This is a genomic window from Kribbella aluminosa, from assembly GCF_017876295.1.
Lineage (GTDB): Bacteria > Actinomycetota > Actinomycetes > Propionibacteriales > Kribbellaceae > Kribbella > Kribbella aluminosa.
Map to the genome: position 1 here is coordinate 2,026,266 of NZ_JAGINT010000002.1, position 19,529 is coordinate 2,045,794.

The 19,529-nt window shown below is 69.1% G+C and carries 15 protein-coding genes and 1 pseudogene; 8 read left to right on the plus strand and 8 right to left on the minus strand.

The genetic code is table 11. The annotated features are described in order from the left end of the window. Window positions 1–8: 8 nt before the first annotated feature. The 3 genes from JOF29_RS31010 (at window position 9) to JOF29_RS31020 (ending at window position 2,596) form a co-directional block, all read left to right on the plus strand. Window positions 9–905 carry an alpha/beta hydrolase gene (locus JOF29_RS31010; protein ID WP_209697943.1) on the plus strand — a complete coding sequence of 299 codons (897 nt, stop codon included), beginning with the start codon at window positions 9–11 and terminating at the stop codon, window positions 903–905. 157 nt (window positions 906–1,062) lie between these two features. Beyond that, on the plus strand, window positions 1,063–1,983 hold the full coding sequence (locus JOF29_RS31015; protein ID WP_209697944.1) for a neutral zinc metallopeptidase: 921 nt from the start codon (window positions 1,063–1,065) through the stop codon (window positions 1,981–1,983). 163 nt (window positions 1,984–2,146) lie between these two features. After that, window positions 2,147–2,596 (plus strand): hypothetical protein, encoded by a 450-nt coding sequence (locus JOF29_RS31020; protein WP_209697945.1) that lies wholly within the window; start codon window positions 2,147–2,149, stop codon window positions 2,594–2,596. A 30-nt stretch (window positions 2,597–2,626) separates the two neighbouring features. Here JOF29_RS31020 and JOF29_RS31025 read toward each other — a convergent pair whose 3' ends face one another. Together JOF29_RS31025 and JOF29_RS31030 are read right to left on the minus strand one after the other, a co-directional pair. Then, a complete protein-coding gene (locus tag JOF29_RS31025; protein WP_209697946.1) occupies window positions 2,627–4,252 on the minus strand; it encodes a phospho-sugar mutase in 1,626 nt (541 codons plus the stop codon). Between the two features lie 9 nt (window positions 4,253–4,261). Then, window positions 4,262–4,723 (minus strand): gamma-glutamylcyclotransferase, encoded by a 462-nt coding sequence (locus tag JOF29_RS31030; RefSeq protein WP_209697947.1) that lies wholly within the window; start codon window positions 4,721–4,723, stop codon window positions 4,262–4,264. Between the two features lie 31 nt (window positions 4,724–4,754). Here JOF29_RS31030 and JOF29_RS31035 point away from each other — a divergent pair, with 31 nt between their 5' ends. Beyond that, the gene (locus JOF29_RS31035; RefSeq protein ID WP_209697948.1) at window positions 4,755–6,143 is read left to right on the plus strand and encodes an NAD(P)H-quinone dehydrogenase; all 1,389 of its coding nucleotides are present in this window, start codon (window positions 4,755–4,757) and stop codon (window positions 6,141–6,143) included. 260 nt (window positions 6,144–6,403) lie between these two features. Next, window positions 6,404–7,336: a hypothetical protein gene (locus JOF29_RS31040; RefSeq protein ID WP_245359639.1), complete on the plus strand. Its 933-nt coding sequence runs from the start codon at window positions 6,404–6,406 to the stop codon at window positions 7,334–7,336. Between the two features lie 53 nt (window positions 7,337–7,389). Here JOF29_RS31040 and JOF29_RS31045 read toward each other — a convergent pair whose 3' ends face one another. Then, the gene (locus JOF29_RS31045) at window positions 7,390–8,235 is read right to left on the minus strand and encodes a hypothetical protein (protein WP_209697949.1); all 846 of its coding nucleotides are present in this window, start codon (window positions 8,233–8,235) and stop codon (window positions 7,390–7,392) included. Window positions 8,236–8,396: 161 nt separating this feature from the next. Here JOF29_RS31045 and JOF29_RS31050 point away from each other — a divergent pair, with 161 nt between their 5' ends. The 3 genes from JOF29_RS31050 to JOF29_RS31060 all read left to right on the plus strand — a co-directional run bounded on the left by JOF29_RS31050 (window position 8,397) and on the right by JOF29_RS31060 (window position 12,239). Further along, window positions 8,397–9,767, plus strand: coding sequence for a peptidoglycan recognition protein family protein (locus tag JOF29_RS31050; RefSeq protein WP_209697950.1), 1,371 nt, complete (start codon window positions 8,397–8,399; stop codon window positions 9,765–9,767). Then, on the plus strand, window positions 9,764–10,954 hold the full coding sequence (locus tag JOF29_RS31055) for a SpoIID/LytB domain-containing protein (protein WP_209697951.1): 1,191 nt from the start codon (window positions 9,764–9,766) through the stop codon (window positions 10,952–10,954). Before JOF29_RS31050 ends, JOF29_RS31055 begins: the two co-directional genes overlap by 4 nt. A 157-nt stretch (window positions 10,955–11,111) precedes the next feature. Next, on the plus strand, window positions 11,112–12,239 hold the full coding sequence (locus JOF29_RS31060; protein WP_209697952.1) for a glycoside hydrolase family 76 protein: 1,128 nt from the start codon (window positions 11,112–11,114) through the stop codon (window positions 12,237–12,239). 65 nt (window positions 12,240–12,304) lie between these two features. Here the strand turns inward: JOF29_RS31060 and JOF29_RS31065 are convergent, their stop codons facing one another. The 5 genes and pseudogenes from JOF29_RS31065 to JOF29_RS31085 all read right to left on the minus strand — a co-directional run. Continuing rightward, window positions 12,305–13,150 carry a peptidylprolyl isomerase gene (locus JOF29_RS31065; protein WP_209697953.1) on the minus strand — a complete coding sequence of 282 codons (846 nt, stop codon included), beginning with the start codon at window positions 13,148–13,150 and terminating at the stop codon, window positions 12,305–12,307. A 13-nt stretch (window positions 13,151–13,163) separates the two neighbouring features. After that, entirely contained in the window at window positions 13,164–15,071 is a 1,908-nt protein-coding gene (locus JOF29_RS31070; RefSeq protein ID WP_209697954.1) for a CASTOR/POLLUX-related putative ion channel, read from the minus strand. Between the two features lie 867 nt (window positions 15,072–15,938). Continuing rightward, complete coding sequence (locus JOF29_RS44830; RefSeq protein ID WP_209697955.1) at window positions 15,939–18,074, minus strand: HNH endonuclease signature motif containing protein; 2,136 nt, start codon at window positions 18,072–18,074, stop codon at window positions 15,939–15,941. 43 nt (window positions 18,075–18,117) lie between these two features. Next, on the minus strand, window positions 18,118–18,540 hold the full coding sequence (locus JOF29_RS31080; protein WP_209697956.1) for a hypothetical protein: 423 nt from the start codon (window positions 18,538–18,540) through the stop codon (window positions 18,118–18,120). Between the two features lie 156 nt (window positions 18,541–18,696). Beyond that, window positions 18,697–19,411, minus strand: a pseudogene (locus JOF29_RS31085) (DDE-type integrase/transposase/recombinase); the annotation flags it as partial. Window positions 19,412–19,529 lie beyond the last annotated feature (118 nt).

The following is a 19,529-nucleotide window of genomic DNA, read 5'->3' on the forward strand; positions in this document are numbered from 1 at the left end:
CTGATCCGTTGCTGACCCGACGTACGTTCGTCCGCGCCGGCGGCGCTGCGGCCGTCGCCGGCGTCGCCGGTGTCGCTGCCCTCGAGACCGGCACGGTCCCCGGCCGTGGCCGGGTCCACCAGCTCCTCGGACTGACCGGACCGGACGGCGTGGTCCCCGACGTCCCCGCGGGCCCGGTCGTGTCCGGGACCTTCGCGTCCCGCGCCCGCCGTACCGACGTGGGCTACAGCGTCATCTACCCGGACGGGTACGACGCGACCGCCGAACTGCCTGTCGTCCTGGCCTTGCACGGCCGCGGTGGCGACCACACGTCCGCGATCAACGACCTCGGGATGGACCGCTTCCTCACCGCGACCGTCCGGGCAGGCACGCCGGCCTTCGCGCTCGCGTCCGTGGACGGCGGCCGGGATAGCTACTGGCACCGGCGGGCCAACGGCAACGATCCCGGTTTCATGATCGCGCAGGAGTTCCTGCCGCTGCTGGCCGGCCGCGGCCTGCGTATCGCCCGGTACGGCGTCTTCGGCTGGTCGATGGGCGGGTACGGCGCGTTGCTCTGGGTCGCCCTGCACTACTGGCAGCGTCAGGTCGGGCCGGCAGCGCGGGCGGTCGCCGTCGGGGCGCTCAGCCCGGCGCTGTGGCACCGGTACGAGGATGCGCAGCCCGGAGCGTTCGACGACGCGGCCGACTTCGAGAGCAACCAGCTGTTCGGCCGTCCGAACGGGTTCCGGGACGTGGCTGCCCGGATCGACTGCGGGCGGGACGACCCGTTCGCGGCAGCGGCCCGCGATCTGCGCACCGAGCTGGACGCGGACGGCGGGCAGCAGCCCGGTCTGCACACCGGTGGTTACTGGCGGCGCATGCTTCCTGACCAACTGCGATTCCTGGGTGCGAAACTTGGCGGCTGAGAAGCAACTCGGCGGAACTGTGGCGCGAATCGCCGCGTCAGAGCCCGTGTTCCCGCCCTGGTGAACCCCTGTGCACCTCAGGATTGGTCCAACAGGTCCCTTAGACACATCGAGAGTGGAGCTCATGGTCAACCTCTCCCGTTTCACCCTGCGTGGCATGGCCACCGTCGGTGCCCTGGCCGGCTTGGCCGCCGTGGCACTGCCGAACGCCCAGGCCGCGCAGACCACCAGCACGGCGACCACGGCCAGCACGGCCGCGACCGCGTCTCAGTCCGCGCCGGTCGACGGTACGGCGTACGCGATCGGCAACCCGCCGGCTGGTGATGCACTGACCACGAAGTCGTCGCTGACGAACGTCGTGCAGTACAACCGGCTGTACAAGACCGGCGCGATCCCGACCTCCAACTGCAAGGAGCTGAACGTCTCGCTGCGGACGTTCTCCGGTGTCGTGGCGTACGAGAACAATCTGTTCAAGTGTCTGTACGGCTCCTGGGCGCTGCCGCTGAAGCAGGCCGGCGCGGCGTACAAGGTCGCCCCGAAGCTGGTCGTGCACAACAGCCGCACGGTCAACTCGAACTGCGGCGTCGTCACCGACACCGCGTTCTTCTGCGGCTACAACGGCAAGGCCTGGATCTACATCCCGGCGTACCAGATCATGAACTACTGGAAGCAGAGCCCGACCATGGCGCGGGCGTACGCGACCTTCACGCTGTCGCACGAGTACGGCCACCACGTGCAGTGGCTGACCGGCATCCTGAACGCGTCCTGGCAGCGGTCGGCCGCGTTCAGCACCAACGCCGCCCGGCTCGAGGAGAGCCGTCGTCGTGAGCTGCAGGCGTCCTGCCTGGGCGGTGCCGTGGACGGCGCGAACAAGCGCAACTACCCGTTCAGCGGCGGTTTCATGAGCCAGTACAACTGGGTGATCAGCCACAGCGGTGACCAGCCGGGCGGACCGCGGGACCACGGCGCGATCAAGAACCACGCGTTCTGGGTGACCGCCGGCTTCAACGCGCGGCACAGCTTCACGGTCGCGGGCAACTGCAACACCTTCAGGGCAGCCTCCAGCGCGGTCGCCTGATCGCACCGAGGTTCTGACGTAACTCAGCCGCCCGGTACGCGTTGGCGTACCGGGCGGCTGTTGCGTTTTGGCGACACCTGCACGATCTGCGATCGTGTGGTTACTTGTTCGGAGTGCGCAGGCCCTAGAGTTCTGAGTCGATCGTCGAACGGCAGGAGTCAGAGTGAACTACGACGAGTTCAACACCGAGTACGCGAAGGTGCTGGACAAGATCAAGAGCGGTCGGTCCACCTGGTCGGAGCTGTCCGGGCACGTCACCCGGCTGCGCCAGGCGACCGCGGGCATCACCGTGCCGGTGGAGCGCACCCAGGTCGACCACGACCTCACGGCGCTCAGCCAGATGGTGGACATGTCCCGGCGGACCAACGACAAGGAAGACGTCTGGACGGTCACGTCCGACGCGATCCGCAAGGCCAGCAGCCAGGAGGGTACGGTCGCCGACCGGATCGCCCGGATCGAGGCCGCCATCAACGACATCTCCGCGTTGGCGAACCGGAACCCGGACGAGCGGGACGCGCTGATGCAGTCCACCAGCACGCTCCGCATCCTGCACTCGTCGCTGCAGAGCTCTCTGCGCGCCGAGGCAGCCGAGGCAGCCGCAGCCGCTCGCTGAGCCCCGGAACCACCCGCCAGGTGTTCCGGCTCAGATACCTGCCGCGGCAGCCAGATCTGTTGTGATGGCTGCCAACGCGCCCGCTGCCTCGATCCGTGCCGCGGCCACGTCCGTGGTGACCGGCACGACCACCTCGAGGTAGCACTTGAGCTTCGGCTCGGTCCCCGACGGCCGCACGACCACGCGTGCGCCGTCGGACAGCGTGTAGCGCAGGCCGTCCGTCGGGGGCAACGACTCGGACCCCTGACCGAGGTCGTCGATCCGCTGCACGCTGTACGCACCCAGCGTCGTCGGCGGTGCCGCGCGCAACCGGTCCATTGCCTGCGCGATCAGCGACAGGTCCTCGACGCGCGCCGACAGCTGGTCGGTCGCGTGCAGGCCGTACTTGACCGCGAGATCGTCCAGCAGGTCCACCAGGGTCCGGCCGGCTGCCTTCGCCTGGGCCGCGAGCTGGAGCACCCGGACCAGCGTCGACACGCCGTCCTTGTCCTTCACCGCCGCCGGGTCCACGCAGTACCCGAGCGCCTCCTCGTACCCGAAGACCAGCTCCGGGACCCGGCCGATCCACTTGAAGCCGGTCAGCGTCTCGACGTACCGGACGCCGTACGACGCGGCGATCTTGCCGAGCAGCGACGACGAAACAATCGAGCAAGCCGCGACGCCGTCCGGGCCCGACGACAGCAGGAACTCGCCGAGCAAGGCGCCGAGCTCGTCGCCGCGCAACATCCGCCAGCCGTTCACATCCGGTACGGCGACGGCGCAGCGGTCCGCGTCCGGGTCGTTCGCGACCGCGATGTCCGCGTCGATCGAGCGGGCCAGGTCCAGCGCCGCGTCGATCGCGCCCGGCTCCTCCGGGTTCGGGAACGAGACAGTCGGAAAGTCCGGGTCCGGGTCGGCCTGCGTCGCGACCACCTGCGGTACGGCGAACCCGGCGCGGGCGACGGCCGCCTCGACCAGGGTCCGGCCGACGCCGTGCAGCGGGGTGTACGCGACCTTCAGGTCCCGCGGGGCGTCCGCGGGGACGAGCTGGGCGATCCGGTCCAGGTACGCGTCCAGCAGGTCGTCGCCGGCGGTCTGCCAGTCGTCGCCGCGCGGGACCTCGGCCAGCGGTCCGACGGCGGCGATGGCGGCCGCGATCTCGGCGTCCGCGGGCGGCACGATCTGCGAGCCGTCACCCAGGTAGACCTTGTAGCCGTTGTCCTGCGGCGGGTTGTGGGACGCGGTCACGACCACGCCGGCGACCGCGTGCAGGTGCCGGATCCCGAAGGCGACCACGGGCGTCGGGGCCGGGCGGTCCAGCAGTACGGCGTCCAGGCCGGCGCCGCGGATCACCGCCGCGGTGTCCCGGGCGAACACGTCCGACTTGTGCCGGGCGTCGTACCCGATCAGGACCGGGCCGTCGGTCAGGCCCTTCGCCTTCAGGTACGCCGCGAGACCGGCGGCGGCGCGGATCACGACCACCCGGTTCATCCGGTTCGGTCCGGCACCGACGGCCCCGCGCAGGCCCGCCGTACCGAACTCCAGGGTGCCGGAGAAGCGGTCGGCCAGCTCAGCTGTGTTCCCTGCGGCCAAGAGTTGAGTCAGCTCGGCGCGCGTGTCGGGGTCGGGGTCCTCGCGCAGCCAGGCTTCGGCGGCTGCCTTCAGGTCTTGGTTCACATGCGCACTCTAATGACCCGACGACTGACACGGCCGGGACCGGATGTCCGCCACGTAGTCGTCGGGTGCGCCGGCCGCCTCGGCGGCCTCGGCCAGGATGCCCAGGTAGCGGGCCGACGGCAGCCCGCCCTCGTAGGCGTTCAGCACGTACATCCAGGCCAGCTGCTCGCCGTCCAGGGTCTGCACCCGGACCTGGATCTTGCTGTACACGCCCTGGTCGATGGCCTCCCAGTCGTCGAGGCGCTCGACGTCCTTCGGGTGTACGTCGTACAGCGCGACGAAGACCTGGTTGGCGGGGTCGGCCGGGTCCTCGACCACGGTCGCCATCGCGCCCTCCCAGCCGAGCTCCTCGCCGCCGAAGGTGAGCCGCCAGCCGGCGATCCAGCCGGTCCCGCGCAGGGGCGAGTACGGGCACCGCTCGGACATCAGGTTCGGGTCCAGATTCGACGCAAACGCGGCGTACAGGGTCACGGAAAAAGAGGATACGGAACAATGGCCTCTCGTGGCGCGAGTTGTGATCATCGGAGGCGGTCCAGGCGGGTACGAAGCGGCGAGTGCGGCCGCCCAGTTAGGGGCGGAGGTGACGGTCGTCGATTCCGACGGGATCGGCGGTTCCGCTGTGCTCACGGACTGCGTACCGAGCAAAACCCTGATCGCCACCGCGGAGGTGATGACCGAGGTGGAGGAGGCCGGCGAGCTCGGGGTCCGGCTGGACGACGGCGACGGTGACACCGTGGATCCGGCGAACTCCGTGCGTGTCGATCTCTCCGTCGTCAACAAACGGGTGAAGGCGCTGGCCGCCGCCCAGAGCGAGGGCATCTCGCGGCGGCTGGAACGGGACAAGGTGCGGCTGATCAAGGGCCGCGGCCGGATGGACGGCCCGGAGACGGTGGTCGTCGGGGACGAACGGCTCGCCGCCGACGTGGTGCTGATCGCCACCGGGGCACGGCCTCGCATCCTCAAGGGTTCGGAGCCGGACGGCGAGCGGATCCTCACCTGGGAGCAGGTCTACGAGCTCGAGGAGCTGCCGGAGCGGCTGATCGTGGTCGGGTCCGGTGTCACCGGGGCGGAGTTCGCCAGCGCGTACGACGCGCTCGGGAGCGACGTCGTACTGGTGTCGTCCCGGGACCGGGTGCTGCCGGGAGAGGACGCCGACGCGGCCGCCGTACTGGAGGACGTGTTCAAGCGGCGCGGGCTGACCGTGCTGAGCAAGTCCCGGGCCGAATCCGTGCAGCGCCGCGGCGACGGAGTCGTGGTGACGCTGACCGACGGCCGCACGGTCGAGGGCTCGCACGCGCTGCTCGCGGTCGGGTCGCTGCCGAACACCGACGACCTGAATCTGGCCGAGTCGGGCGTGTCGCTCACCGACGGCGGGTTCGTGCAGGTCGACCGGGTGTCCCGGACGACGGCCCGCGGGGTCTACGCGGCCGGCGACTGCACCGGCGTACTGATGCTCGCCTCGGTGGCCGCGATGCAGGGCCGGATCGCGATGGCGCACGCCCTCGGCGACGCCGTCACACCGTTGGACCAGTCAACGGTGTCCGCCAACGTCTTCACCGCCCCCGAGATCGCCACCGTCGGCCTCACCCAGGCGGTCGTGGACGCCGGCGGCAGCACCGGGCTGGTCGTCAAGGTCCCGCTCTCCGACAACGCCCGCGCCAAGATGCAGGGCGTCCGCGACGGCTTCGTGAAACTCTTCTGCCTCCCGAACACCGGCATCGTCGTCGGCGGCGTGGTGGTGGCCCCCCGGGCCAGCGAACTCATCCACCCCATCTCGCTGGCCGTAGGCGCCCGCCTCACCGTCGACCAGGTAGCCCAGTCCTTCACCGTCTACCCGTCGATCTCCGGCTCGATCGCGGAAGCAGCCCGCCGCCTCCACCTGCGCAACTGACCTACTCGCCGCACGCCAGGTCGCCGGAAAAGTTGTCGGCAACTTTGGTGGTTGGGCTCGCATCGAGCAGGTTGTGGAGAGCCTGAGACAAGCCCCCGCGGTCGCGGCGTCGGCTGGACGAGCTGGACGAGCTGGACGAGCTGGAACAGCGTTTGCCAGTACCCGGGTTGGGCTCTACACGATCCACATCCCGGCGGACACCCGGTGACTTCCCGCTGGGGGCTCGATGACGCCCTTAACAGAAACGGTGAATGATTCCTATGAAACTCCAGCGCGCATCCGCGGCAGCGGCTTCGGCGCTCCTGCTCGGCGGCGTTGCCGTCGCGTCCGCGGCGACCGCCGGTCCGGCGGCCGCGGCCCCGACGGCAACCACCGGCCCGACCGCCGCCTGCAGCGTGACCGCGGGTTCGATCACGAGCGCCGGTGATTTCGCGGGTACGACGGCGACGGCGACCGTGCCGCCGACCGGCGAGCACGGCAAGGGTCCGCACCTGTTCACGCCGGGCATCGCGAAGGCGAGTTCGACCTGGACCACGTCCCTCGACGTACCGGCCGGCTCGACGACGTCCGGTCTGGTCGTCCTGAACGACACGCTGTACTCGGCGTACTACTCCGACACCTCCGGCGTGCCGCCGACCGGGCTGAAGAAGATCGGCTCGGGCTGGAAGTACTTCTCGATGGTCGAGGCGTCCTTCTGGCAGAAGGCGCCCGGTTCGACGGTGACGGCGAGTGCGCTGTACGGCTTCGACGGCGGCCCGGGGTTCCTGCACCGCTGGGTCGCGGACGCCAAGGGTGCCCGGCACGGTGAGGTCGCGACCGGGTTCTCCGCGGTGAAGACGATGGCGCTGATCAGCGAGACGCAGACCTACGACACCTTCCTGGCCAACACCCGCGGCGGCGCGCTGTACACGATCCGGATCCCGCGGACCTCGCCGATGAAGCCGATCGTGAAGAAGGTGCGGACCTCCACCTGGCAGACGTTCGAGTCGCTGGTCGCGGAGAAGTGCGGCGCGCAGGGCACGCTGCTGACCGCGATCGACAAGGACACCGGCACGGCCTACCTGTACGCCGTTGGCCACGCCAACGGTACCGCGACCGTGATCAAGGGCCTCGGCAAGGTCCCCGGGACGTTCAAGGACCCGGTCTACTTCCTCGGCACCGCCGAGGGACAGGCCCCGCTGTTCGGCGAGTGAACCCATGACAAGGCCCCGATGACCAGCAGCTGGTCACCGGGGCCTCGTCGTCGCTAGAAGTCGCCGCCGAAGTCTCCGCCGCCGAAGTCGCCGAAGTCGAAACCGCCGCCGTCCCCGCCGTCTCCGCCGCCTCCGTCACCGAAGTCGCCGCCGTCCCCGCCGTTGTCCCCGGAGTCGCCGTCGGACATTCCGTCCTGGTAGCCGTCCGCGTAGTCGCCGTACCCGCCGCCCGCGAACATGCCGCCGAGCGCAGTACCGATGAACATGCCGGTCAGCACGCCGCCGACGCCGCCGAACAGACCCTGCGCGTACGGCGAGTACGCCGGGCCGGCCTCCCAGTACGGCACCCGCTGCGGGCCGACCATGACCTTGCGGACGTCCGGCTCGGCGCCGACGCGGACCCGCTCGGCGTCGGCCGCACAGGCCGGCACCTCGCGCGGCGCGCCGCCCGGCGGCGACCACATCACGTCGACCACCGACGGGCCGTGCTGCGGGTTGAAGAAGCAGGCCGGGCGGCGCTGCGGCAGCGGCTCGCCGTTCACCCGGGCCTTCACACACGCGGCGGCGTACCGGCCGTCCTCGAGGATCTCGATCACGTGTTTGATCTGGTCGGCCTGGGTCACCTGCCCGACCGCCTGCTTGGCGGACTCGTAGGAGTCCAGTGCGCGCTGGTAGTCCTGCCGCGCGCCGTCACCGAGGTCCTTGCCGACCATGTCCAGGTCGAGCGCCTGCAGCTCCTCGCCGAAGCGGGTGATGTCCTCGTCGGCGGTCCGCTTGACCGCGTCGAGCTCGGCTGCGGTGATCTCGTGCTGCTTCTTGTTCCGCAGCTGGGTCCGGCGATAGGAGTTGTACGCCAGCACCGCGATCACCACGACCGCGATGATCAGGATGAATTCCATGACGGGCCTCTCTCGGGGGTCCTTTCCGCCAACCCTATCGAATGCCTCAAGTCGGCGGTCGCCACGCAGGGTGATGCAATCCCAGGAAAGCGGTCACCGGCGACGCATAATCGAGGAGCGCGCCGCCCAGCGTCTGTCCTACCCCCGCCGGAAGGCTGTCCATGGGCAAGACCGCGCGACTTCTCCCGCTCGTGCTGACCGCGACCGCACTCGTCCCGCTGCACCCCGCCGACAACCCCTCCTACCAGGAGATTCCCCTCGACGGACCGTCCGTCCAGGCCCGGACCGCGCCGTACGGAATGGTCGGCGTCACCTGGCCGGAAAGTGTGCGGAACGTGACCGCCAAGGTCCGGGTGGAGCAGAACGGGAAATGGACCGATTGGCAATCGTTATCGGTCGAGGACGATCACGGCCCAGATGCATCGGACACCGAAGGAATTCAGCGGGCCGGGACCGAACCCTTATGGGTCGGAAATGCGACCGGTGTCCAGGCCAGCGCGACCAGTGACGCCGGTACGCCGGTTTCCGGCGCCAAGGTGGTGCTCATCCAGCCGGGTGTCCTCGCCTCGGACGCCGACGTGCCCGACGGGGTCAGTGCGACGTCCAGCGCGTCGCCGTACCCGATGCCGTTGATGGTCAGCCGACGGCGGTGGGGCGCCGACGAGGGGCTGCGGACGTACAACGGGGCGTCCTGCGCGCGGCCGAAGTACACGACGACAGTGCTGGCCGCGTTCGTGCATCACACCGCGGACCGCAACGACTACACCCGGACGCAGGTCGCGGCGATGGTGCGGGCGATGTACGCGTACCACGTGAAGAGCCGCGGCTGGTGCGACCTCGGGTACAACTTCCTCGTCGACCGGTTCGGCCGGATCTTCGAGGGTCGCGCGGGCGGCGCACAGCTGCCGGTGCTCGGCGCGCACACCGCGTCGTACAACGCGAACTCGTTCGGCGTCGCGGTGATCGGGAACTTCGACCAGGTCGCGCCGCCGGCGGCGATGCTCGAGTCGACGGCCCGGGTGATCGCGTGGAAGCTGGACGCCAACTACCGGTCGCCGTCGGCAACGATCAAGCTCGACGGAAAGTTTCTGCACACGGTTTCCGGACATCGCGACACGAAGGCCACGGACTGTCCGGGAACCCAGCTGTACAAGAAACTCGGCTGGCTGCGGCAGCGGGTGAACACGTTGATGGGCGGCACGTTCTCCACCCCGATCTACCGGTACGCACGGAAACTCGGTTTCCGGAACCTCGGCCAGCCGTTCTGGGGCGAGCACCCGACGCGGACCGGGAGGGCGACGTACTTCGCTACCCGGGACGTCTTCTACTCCGTTGCCACCGGCCCACATTCCACCGCCGGCGCTTTCCGGACCCGGTTCCGGCAGCTCGGCGCGGGAAGCGCGCGGCTCGGGTTGCCGATCACCGACGCGTACCAGGTGCACGGCGGGGTCCGGCAGAAGTTCCAGCGCGGCTGGCTGGTCTGGGACCGCCGCGCCCGGCAGGTCCACGTCGTCTACGGGAGAGCAGAATGAGAAAACGTGTGATCGCGGCGGTCGTGCTGTCGTCGACGGTGGTCAGTACGACCGCACACGCCCGCGAGATCACGCCGGCCGTGCCTGCCGTGACTGGGCCGGACACCGCGATCAACGGCCGCGGGTTCGGGCACGGTCGCGGGCTGTCCCAGTACGGCGCCCAGGGGGCCGCGCTCGCGGGGAAGTCGGTGAAGCAGATCCTCGACTTCTACTACCCGGGTACGACCTCCGGGAGGGCGACCGGCAACATCCGGGTGCGGATCAGCGCCGACACCACCGACGGCGTCCGGGTCGGCGCGGCGAACGGGCTCGCGGTCCGCTCGTTCGCCACCGGGAAGGTCTACCCGTTGCCCAAGGCATCGACGATCAACCAGTGGTCGATCGACCCGAACGGCGAGCACGGCACCAAGCTCAGCTCGTACAACGCGACGACCAGGACCTGGACGCTGTACAAGACGTTCACGGGGATGGCACAGTTCGAGGGCGCGTCCGTGATCGGGCTGGTGCTGCCGAGCGGCGACGTACGGCGGTACCGCGGTGCGCTGCGGGCGATCGACGTCTCCGGTTCGCATCTCGACACCGTGAACGTGCTGCCGCTCGAGTACTACCTGCGCGGCGTCGTACCGCGGGAAGCCGTGACGAGCTGGCGGGCGGCGGCGCTCCAGGCCCAGGCCGTTGCCGCGCGCACCTATTCGGTCTTCCACCGGGACCGCGCAGGCGCGAAGGCGTACGACCTGTGCGACACCACGTCGTGCCAGGTGTACGGCGGGTACGACGCCGAGGAGACGTCGACGAACACCGCGATCGCGGCGACCGCCGGGCAGATCCGGCTCTACCAGGGCAGGCCGATCTTCGCGGAGTTCTCCTCGTCGAACGGCGGGGCGACGGCGGCCGGTGACGCGCCGTACCAGCTGACCAAGGTGGACGGCTGGGACGCGTACCCGCGGAACGGGAACCCGAACGTCACCTGGAAGGTGACCCGGACGGCCGCCGAGATGCAGGCGGTGTTCGACGTCGGGTCGATCCGGTACGTCCGGGTGCTGAAGCGGACCGGGGTCGGCCCGGGCGGCGGGCGGGCGCTCACCGTACAGGCCGTCGGGTCCCGCGGGTCGCGGGTGCTGACCGCGGACCAGGTCCGGATCCGGCTGCACCTCCGCTCGGGCTGGATCAGCTTCGCGGCCCGCTGACCTGATATGCCAACTGCGGTCGCCGAAGAGCCGGTGGCTGAACCATTGACGTGCCCGCTCTGCGCCGGTTAGAACGTGACATCGCTGTCAACCACCGCCCAGGAGGAGCAGGTCGATGCGCACAAAGCTTGGTATATCAACACGTCTGGCCGCTGGAATGCTGACGGTCGCGGTCCTTGGATCGCTGAACCTGGCCACGGCGAGTGCAGGCCCCGAGGGCGGGGCCGACCCCGTCGCAGCGGCTCGGGCCAGGGCGTCGTACGACGCCATCAACACGTACTTCGACGCCGGCCGTGGGCTGCTGCTCGAGGAGTACCCGAACACCCAGTCCAACGCGTACTCGTACGTCTGGCCGTACTCGCAGGCGGCGATCGCGGCCGAGGACCTGGCCGGTGTACCCGGCGCGGGCCGCGCCGGGTCCGCGGAGGCGGACCGCCGGGTCGCGGCGTACCAGTTCTACTGGAACTCCGGGACCACGCCGACCGGGTACGACTCGTACGTCCGGCCGCCGAACGGGCAGGGCGGCGACAAGTTCTACGACGACAACGAGTGGATCGGCCTGAACATGATCCAGCGCTACAAGCGGACTGGTGACCGCGCTGCGCTGGCTCGTGCCAAGGACATCTTCGCGCTGGTCGTGCACGGCTGGGACACGGATCCGTCGCACCCGTGCGCGGGTGGCGTGTACTGGACGCAGGCGCCGTGGAGTCAGGACCGCAACACGGTGTCGAACGGTCCGGGAGCGGAGCTCGGTGCGCACCTGTACCTGCTGACGCACGACAAGTCCTACCTGACGTGGGCCAAGAAGATGTACCAGTGGGCGCAGACCTGCATGCTGGCGCCGAACGGTCTGTACTGGGACCACATCGACCTGGCCGGGAACGTCGAGAAGACGCAGTGGAGCTACAACCAGGGCGTGATGCTCGGCGCCGGCGTGTTGTTGTTCAAGGCAACGGGTGACGGGCGCTACCTGCGGGACGCGAAGTCGGTGGCGAACGCGTCGCTGGCGTTCTACGACACCCCTGAAATGCTCGCGAAACAAGGCGCCGCGTTCAACTCGATCTGGTTCAAGAACCTGCTGATCCTGGACTCGGTCAGCCCCGACCCCCGCTACCGCAAGGCGATGCAGTCCTACGCCGACTACAACTGGAACACCACCCGCGACCCCGCCACCAACCTGTACAAGTTCCGCGCGGGCACAGTAGAACTCCTCCAACAATCAGGCATCACCCAGGTCCACGCCCTCCTGGCCTGGCCCCGCTCCCGCTACGGCCTCCTCGCCTAACCAGAAACCGTTACGTCCGAAGATGTGAGGGCTCGCACCCACACTTCTTCGGACGTAAGCGGTGGTCAGGCTGCTGCTGTTGCGGTTTTGATGTCGACCGGTGTGATGGGGGTGCCGTCCTGCGGGCTTTGCTGGGGAGTGACGCCCGCCTCCGCCGCCTTGTCGATCAGCTTCAGACTCGGCTCGTCGATCGTCCCGAACGCCGTGTACTGCGCCGTCAACCCGGAAGCATCGCCGTACACAATGAAGAACTGACTGCCATTCGTACTCGGCCCCGAGTTCGCCATCGCCAGCATCCCGCGCCCGTACTTCAACGTCGGATAAACCTCGTCCGCAAAGCTGTACCCCGGCCCACCCGACCCGGTCCCGGTCGGATCCCCGCACTGCAACACCTGCAGCCCCGCACCAACGGTCAACCGATGGCACTTCGTGTTGTCGAAGTACTTCTGCCCGACCAAGCTCAGGAAGTTCTTCACCGCACACGGCGCGAGCGCACTGTCCAGCGTCAGCTGCAGATCCCCGATCGACGTGGACAGGCTGACCTTCGACGTACCGGACGCCTTCGTCTTCCCGTCCGCCGGCAGGTTCACCTTCTTCGCCGCCGGATCAGCGCTCTTCTTGTACGTGCAGTTCATCTCGGCAGCCAGCGGCTTCGCCCGCTTCGGCGCCGGGAACATCGCGGTCGGGATACTCGACGGCTTGTTCTCCGGCGCCACCGACGGCGCGGCCGCCGGCTTCCCGGCACCGCCTCCGAAGACCACGAACGCCCCGACGACGACCACGACCACCGTCACGACCGCCGCCACGGTGACCGCGACGTTCCGGCGCTGTCGCCGGTGCTCCGCGTCCCGCTCGGCCTGTCGCTTCGCCTTCCGCGCCGCCAGCTGCTGCTGGTGGGTCTTCTTGGACATGCAGTAACCCTCCTCAACCGGATGCCTGGACGGAACCTACAGCGTCAACCTGAGAACTGTCTGTCAAACCGAGGTCTGCAAGCACGATTACCCGATCGTTAGCGGTCAGCGCCAGTGCGGCCTCCCGCGGAGGGTTCAGCACGACGCCGTACCCCGGCGGCTGGTGGAACCTGCTCGCGACCCGGTACCCGATCGCCGTCTCGCCCCGCCGGCGCGCTGCCTCCGCGACGGTCGCGAAGTTCGCGACGGTCCCCGGTACGAGGTAATCGCCGGCCGGCTTCAGGTAGATCTCCGCGCCCTCCGGCCCGAGCAGCTCGGTGAACACCTCGGCCAGGTGCAGGTTCTGGCTGAGCTGGGTGAGCAGCAGGCTGATCAGTTTCTCGCTGACCACGAAGTCGTCGGCCTCGGTGACCTGCGCGATCTCCCGGTTGGCGTCGTCGTTGATCTCGCTGACGATCGAGTACGGCGCGTTCAGCCGCTGCTCGAGGTCGCGGATGTGCAGCAGGGTCAGCAACGTACGGGCGTCCGCCTGCTGCTCGTCGAGGTCGTCCGCGGCCAGGATGATCACGTGCTGGTAGCCGCCGACGTCGAGTGCCTCGAGGGCGCCGCGGTTCGTCGGGTCGCAGGTCGTCGTACCGATCGTCAGGTTCGGGTACGTACCGGGCCGCGGCTCGCCGGTACCGGCGATCTGCAGGTGCGAGCCGCAGGTGGCGAAGCCGTCGAGCAGGTCGAGGATCTTCGGGGCGCGCTTGTTCCAGCCGATCATCAGCGTCCGGGCGGGGCACGGCTCGGGTTCGGCCGACAGCGCGATCGCGTCCTCGACGATCTGCGCCGGGGCCGCCGACCGGCGGATCAGCGCCTCGTCCTCGGCGAGCAGGATCAGCTCGTCGCCGTCAGCCAGCACGGCGTCGACGGACGGGTTCAGTACGACGCGCCCGTCGACGTACCGGATGCCGACCGGGATGCCGCGGTCGTACGTCCGGCTGGCGTCGCCGAACGGCTGCCCCACCGCCGCCGGATCGCTGCGCAGGTAGAACTCGTTGCCGCCGAACGACAGCAGCTCCATGCACACCGCCGACAGCCCGGACTGCCGGTGCGCCTGCACGATCAGCCGTACGGCGAGGTCGTCGGCGCCGATCAGCTGCGTCCGCGGACCTCCCGCGAGCTGTGCCGCGGCCAGGTTGTCGGACTCCCGCAGCGCCGCCACCACCTGCGGCCCGTCGGCGCGGCGGGCCCGTTCGCCGAGAGCGAGCAGGATCTTGATCACCTGGATGTCCGCGTCCTCGGTGGCCGGCGGGAGCACCATCACCGAGCTGGCCGCGGACAGGTTCACCAGGTCGAGGTCGGCCGGGCGCAGCGGATTCCCGGTCCGGCAGACCACGACGGTCTTCCCGTGGTCGCCGATGCGGGCACGGAGCTCGTCCTCCATCTCCACCTTGTCCTTGTCGGCGAGGATCGCGACGCAGGTACGGCGCTGGTCCTGGTTGGCCTGCACCAGCTCGGCGACCACCGTGAACACCTGCTCGGACCACCCGAGGACGACCGTGTGCCCACGCTCGACGACCCGCGAACGCCCCTTCCGCAGGTCCTCGATCTTCGCGTCCAACCCGGTTGTGATGACTCCGATGAACGCACTCACGACGAAGATCCCGCCGATCGTGATCAGCAGCATCAGGAACAGGAACAGCGGACTCCCGCTGTCGCCGGCGACCGTGCCCGTGTCGATCGCCCGCATCAGCGTCATCCAGAACATCTCCGCCCAGCCCCCGTGCTGAACGACATCCTTCGGCACCAGCCAGATCGCCAGCAGCGACATCACCAGCACCAGCACCGCCGAGGCGCACCCCAGCCACACAATCAACGCCGGCGTCCCCCGCGACATCGTGCTGTCGAACCAGTACCGAACCCGCTCCCGCCACATACCCCACTCCTCACATCCAACCCAACCCGCGCACTATGCCACGCCGAAGGTGAACGAGCACCCGCCACCGGGGAACGCGACACCACTGGTCCGGTTGCCACCTCCGGCGAGTGCGCGTCCGGTGCTGAGGCGCGGCCGTCTTGGCGCCCCGGCTATCCCCAGGGGAGGCTGCTCGTTCAGCTCGAGTCCCACCCCAGCTGAGGTGGGGTGGCGCGGGCCTTGCGCACGGCACCTCAGCTGGAGTGCGGCCGAGATGCGGCTGATCCCGGCCGGGTCAAGGAAGTGCTTCAGCCGCAGGAGTTGCGTGGAATGCATCGGCAGACCCTCGGACCTGGCCGGATAGATGTAGGCGATGTCAGTGGACTCGTCCGACCAACGAGTTGTTCCTCCGATGGTGCGCGCCGTCAGGCAGCCGATGGTGCGTGCCGTCTGAATTTTCCTGAATCCGCAGTACGCCGTGGGCGCGCTGGCGAGGTGCGTCGGGCGGCGGCTGCAGAACGAGACGGTCACGCAGCGATCTGGGGGAGCCCGGGCTGGGTGCTACGGGTACCCGGCTGGGTGCGCGAGCCGACGCTCGTTCCGCCACTTATCCACGCCGTCCGCCGATCCCCGATCCCCGACCGTCGATCCCCACGCGCCGGTCCCCACGAGGGCCGATCCCCAACGAGGGCCATCCCCACGAGCCAATCCCCCGAGAGGACCGATCCCCACGAGCCAATCCCCCCAGAGGACCGATCCCCACGAGCCAACCCCCGAGTGCCGATCCCGTCCGCTGATCCCCATGCGCCAATCCCCCTAGCGCCGATCCCCGTGCGCCGATCCCCGTGCGCCGATCCCGCGGGCGCCGATGATCTGGAAGGGGCTCATCTAGAAGGGGGGTAGGTCGTGCGGTGGGTCTGGTGAGGATGGTTGCTGGGTGATGGGTCCGCGGGCTGGTGGGATGGTGGTGTATCTGTGGCCGGTGGGTGCGGTCAGGGTGAGGGAGCCGTCGGGGTGGTGGGTGGTGGTCCAGCCCCAGGTTTTGGTGTCTTTGATGACGTGGTGGTATTCGCAGAAGGGTGCGAGTCCGGCGAGGCTGGTTTCTCCGGTGCGGGCGTATGGGGTGATGTGGTCGCGGTCGCATTCGCGGGAGGTGCGGTTGCAGCCGGGCCAGGCGCAGACGGGGTGTCTGGCCAGCAGGGTTTCGGTGACCAGTGTGCCGGGGTCGTGGCGGGTGGTGGAGGCTTCGAGTACGGCGCCGTTGGTGGGGTCGGTGAGGAGTCGGCGCCAGGTGCCGTTGGTGGCGATGCGGCGGGCCATGTCGGCTGGGATGGGGCCGTAGCCTGCGAGTTCGCAGGTGTCGTCGTCCATGCCGAGCAGTGTGGTGATCGGGATGAGGACTTCGATGTGGGGCCGTCGCCGATGCTGATCGGGGAGTCGTCGGCCGAGCCAGTCGAGCCCGTTGTGCAGGATCTGCTCGAACAGGTCGGCGACCACGTCGGCGCGCCGCTGTGGCGCGATCCGCCCGTCGGGCCCTGTCCCGGCAGCAGGGCGAGCGGTGCCGGGTGGTCCTGCTTCTGGTCCGGCTGGGTGAGCGGGGTTGTCTGGTCCCGGCCCGGCTGGGTGAGCGGGTTTGTCTGATCCCGCCCGGGCAGGGTGCGCGGGGCCGTCAGGTCCCGGCCCGGCTGGGTCGATGGCGTCGGCGGTGGCGGGGGTTTGCGGGTCGGTCGGCGCCGCGGTGTGGAGGTCGTGAGTGGTGGCCTCGTGTGCGAGTACTTCGGCCGCCGGCTGCTCGGTGGTGGGCAGGCCGGCGTACCCCTCGGTGGTGGGCGAGTCGGTGCGCGCCTCGGCTGGAGTGGGCGAGCCGGTGCGCGCCTCGGCTGAAGTGGGCGAGTCGGTGCGTCCCTCGGCTGTACTGGGTGAGGTGGTGTGGGTGTCGGTTGGGCTGGGTGGACTGGATGGGGCAGTGTTTTCGGCGGGGGTGCTGGAGCGGTCGGTGCTGGTGTTTCGGTGGCGGCGGGTGAGTGTGCCGGATGTGCCGTCTGCATGGCTGCGTGGCGCCTGGTCGGGTTCAGGCTCTGGGGCGGCAGTGTGATCGGCGTCGTCGGCGGGCGCGTCGGCGGGCGTGCTGGGGTTCGTGGGTGTGGGGTTGTTGTCGGGTGGGGTGGTGCGGGTATCAGAGGGCCGCGCGGGGGTGCTGCGTTTGGCGAGGTCGGCCATGGCTTGGATGACGATCCACATTTGCTGGATTTTGTCGGCGGTGTGCACGATCCACAGCCCGGCCATGCCGTCGGCGAGGGGGACGATCTTGCAGGTGCGGTCGGTGGTGGCGGCGTGGTGCCGGTCGGTGTGTTCGCGGGTGGTGTGTTTGGCGACCTGGCGGCGCAGGGAGGCGTTCAGGTTCTGGTGGGTTTGGCCGGGGGCGCGTTTCAGGACGTGGGTTTCGACGGCTTGGGCTGCGGTGGGTGGCAGGGTGCGGGTGGCTTCGGAGATGGCGAGGGCTTTGGAGAACGTGAGTGCGCCGCAGCGCAGGGCGGTGTGGGTGGCGGTGAGGGTGCTGGTGAGGTGCAGGGCGGTGTCGATGTGTCTGGCGGCGGTGGTGGTGGACAGGTGCAGGGCGGCGGCGATCTCGGCGGCCCAGGAGCGTTCGGGGTCGATGGGGCGGCCGGAGGGGTCGAGCTGGGTTGGGCGGGGGATCTCGGTGGCCTGGGTTTTGCGTTGCCGGACGAAGCAGGCCTGCGCGCCGGTCCTGATCGAGGCGGCCCAGGCTTCCATCCGGGCTGCGGCTTTCATTGCCTCGATCAGCGCGATCGGGGACTCGCATTGCGGGCGTAGCTGTTCCAGGGCGGCGGCCAGTTCGGCGCCGGGTGGCAGGAACACCCAGGCCGGTGCCTTCAACCGCAGCATCGCGCGTTCGGCCTCGTCCTGGTCGACTCCGGCCCACTCCTCCCAGTCCAGCCGGTCGACCCGCGACATCGGCGGCAGGTCGTCGTACAGGTCCTCCTCGGACAGGTACCGCGGCACACACGAACCATCAACGTCATACAGATCGTCAAGATCGTACGAATCATCCGGCGGAACGAGGAAGGATCCGTCGGGTGGCGCGCACAGACAAGCCCGTGGAGCGGAACTCTCCGCCGGGCCGGCATCCGGGCTGATCGCCACTGCGTTCATGGATTGATAATAGAACAGATGTTCGAAGTGGCCAAATCTGGGAGCTCTTTGGAGACTGTGATGTCTCAGGACTTCGGTGACGTTTGGGGTTTGTCGGTGTGTGGTCCGGGTGGTCTGCCGTTGCCGACGTAGGCGGTGCCGGGTGGGGTCGGGTGTGTTCGATGAGGATCTCGCCGTGGAGGTCGGTGATGGTGATCGTGTCGCCGGTCTTGTTGCCGTTGGTGATGACGAGGACGTGCTGGAAGCCTCGTCGCCCGTCGACCATGTACTGGGTCTTGTCCAGGTAGAAGGCGCCGTTGCTGGTCAGCGTCTTCACGACGGTGTCGTCGGGCAGGTCTGTGGGTGCCGGTGCGGGGGCGGGTCGGGGCCGGCTGGCGGGACGGCGGATCAGGTCGTGGGTAGGGCGAGGTGCCTCGGCCTTCGCGGTGGTCTGCCAGGCGGTCAGTGGTGTGACACGGCCGGGCAGTCCTTAGTGGGGACGTTGGGTGTTGTAGATGTGGTCGAAGGCGTCGACCTGGGTCTGCAACTGGGCCAGGTCGGCGGCGAGTGGTTGTTTGTCGAGGTAGCGGAACAGGGTCTGGTGGAAGCGTTCGTTTTTGCCCTGGGTGGTGGGTTTGTAGGGCTTGCCGGTGATCGGTTCGACGCCCAGGGCCATCACGTGGACGACGAGCTGTCCCAGGAGTCCGCGGCGTGACGGGTTGAGCGCGGACCCGTTGTCGGACAGCAGCCGTTGCGGCACGCCATGGGCGGCCACGGCCTTGTCGAACACGACGATCGCGGCCTCGGCGGTCTCGCCCCACGCGACGTGGGAGGCGACCGCGTAGCGGGAGTGGTCGTCGATGAGCTGGAAGATCACGCATTTGCGCCCCCGGGTGAGCACGTATTCGGTGGCGTCGAGCTGCCAGCACGCGTTCGGGGCTGGATACACGAACCGGCGCCACGCCGCCCTCGGCTTCTTGCACCCGGACGGCCTGCGTCTTGACTTCGTCGGTCAGTTTGGACGGGCTCGTCCTCGGCCGGCGGGTCCGGGGCTCGAGCACTGCGGCCGGCCCATCGACCAAGGCGCGCTTGCGCAGCTCGTAGAACGACTTGCGGGAGATGCCGTGCTCGACACAGAACGTCGACACCGCCCCGCGAGGAGCATCATCGGGCCACTGCGAGATCGCGAGCCGAACACGAGGATCGATGGGTTCACTGGCAGCCGTCCCCGAACCGTCGGGGCTGAAGTGTCACCACCAAGAACACCCAAACCGTCACCGATGTCCTGATGCAGAACTGTCACCTATGTCCTGAGACATAACAGGA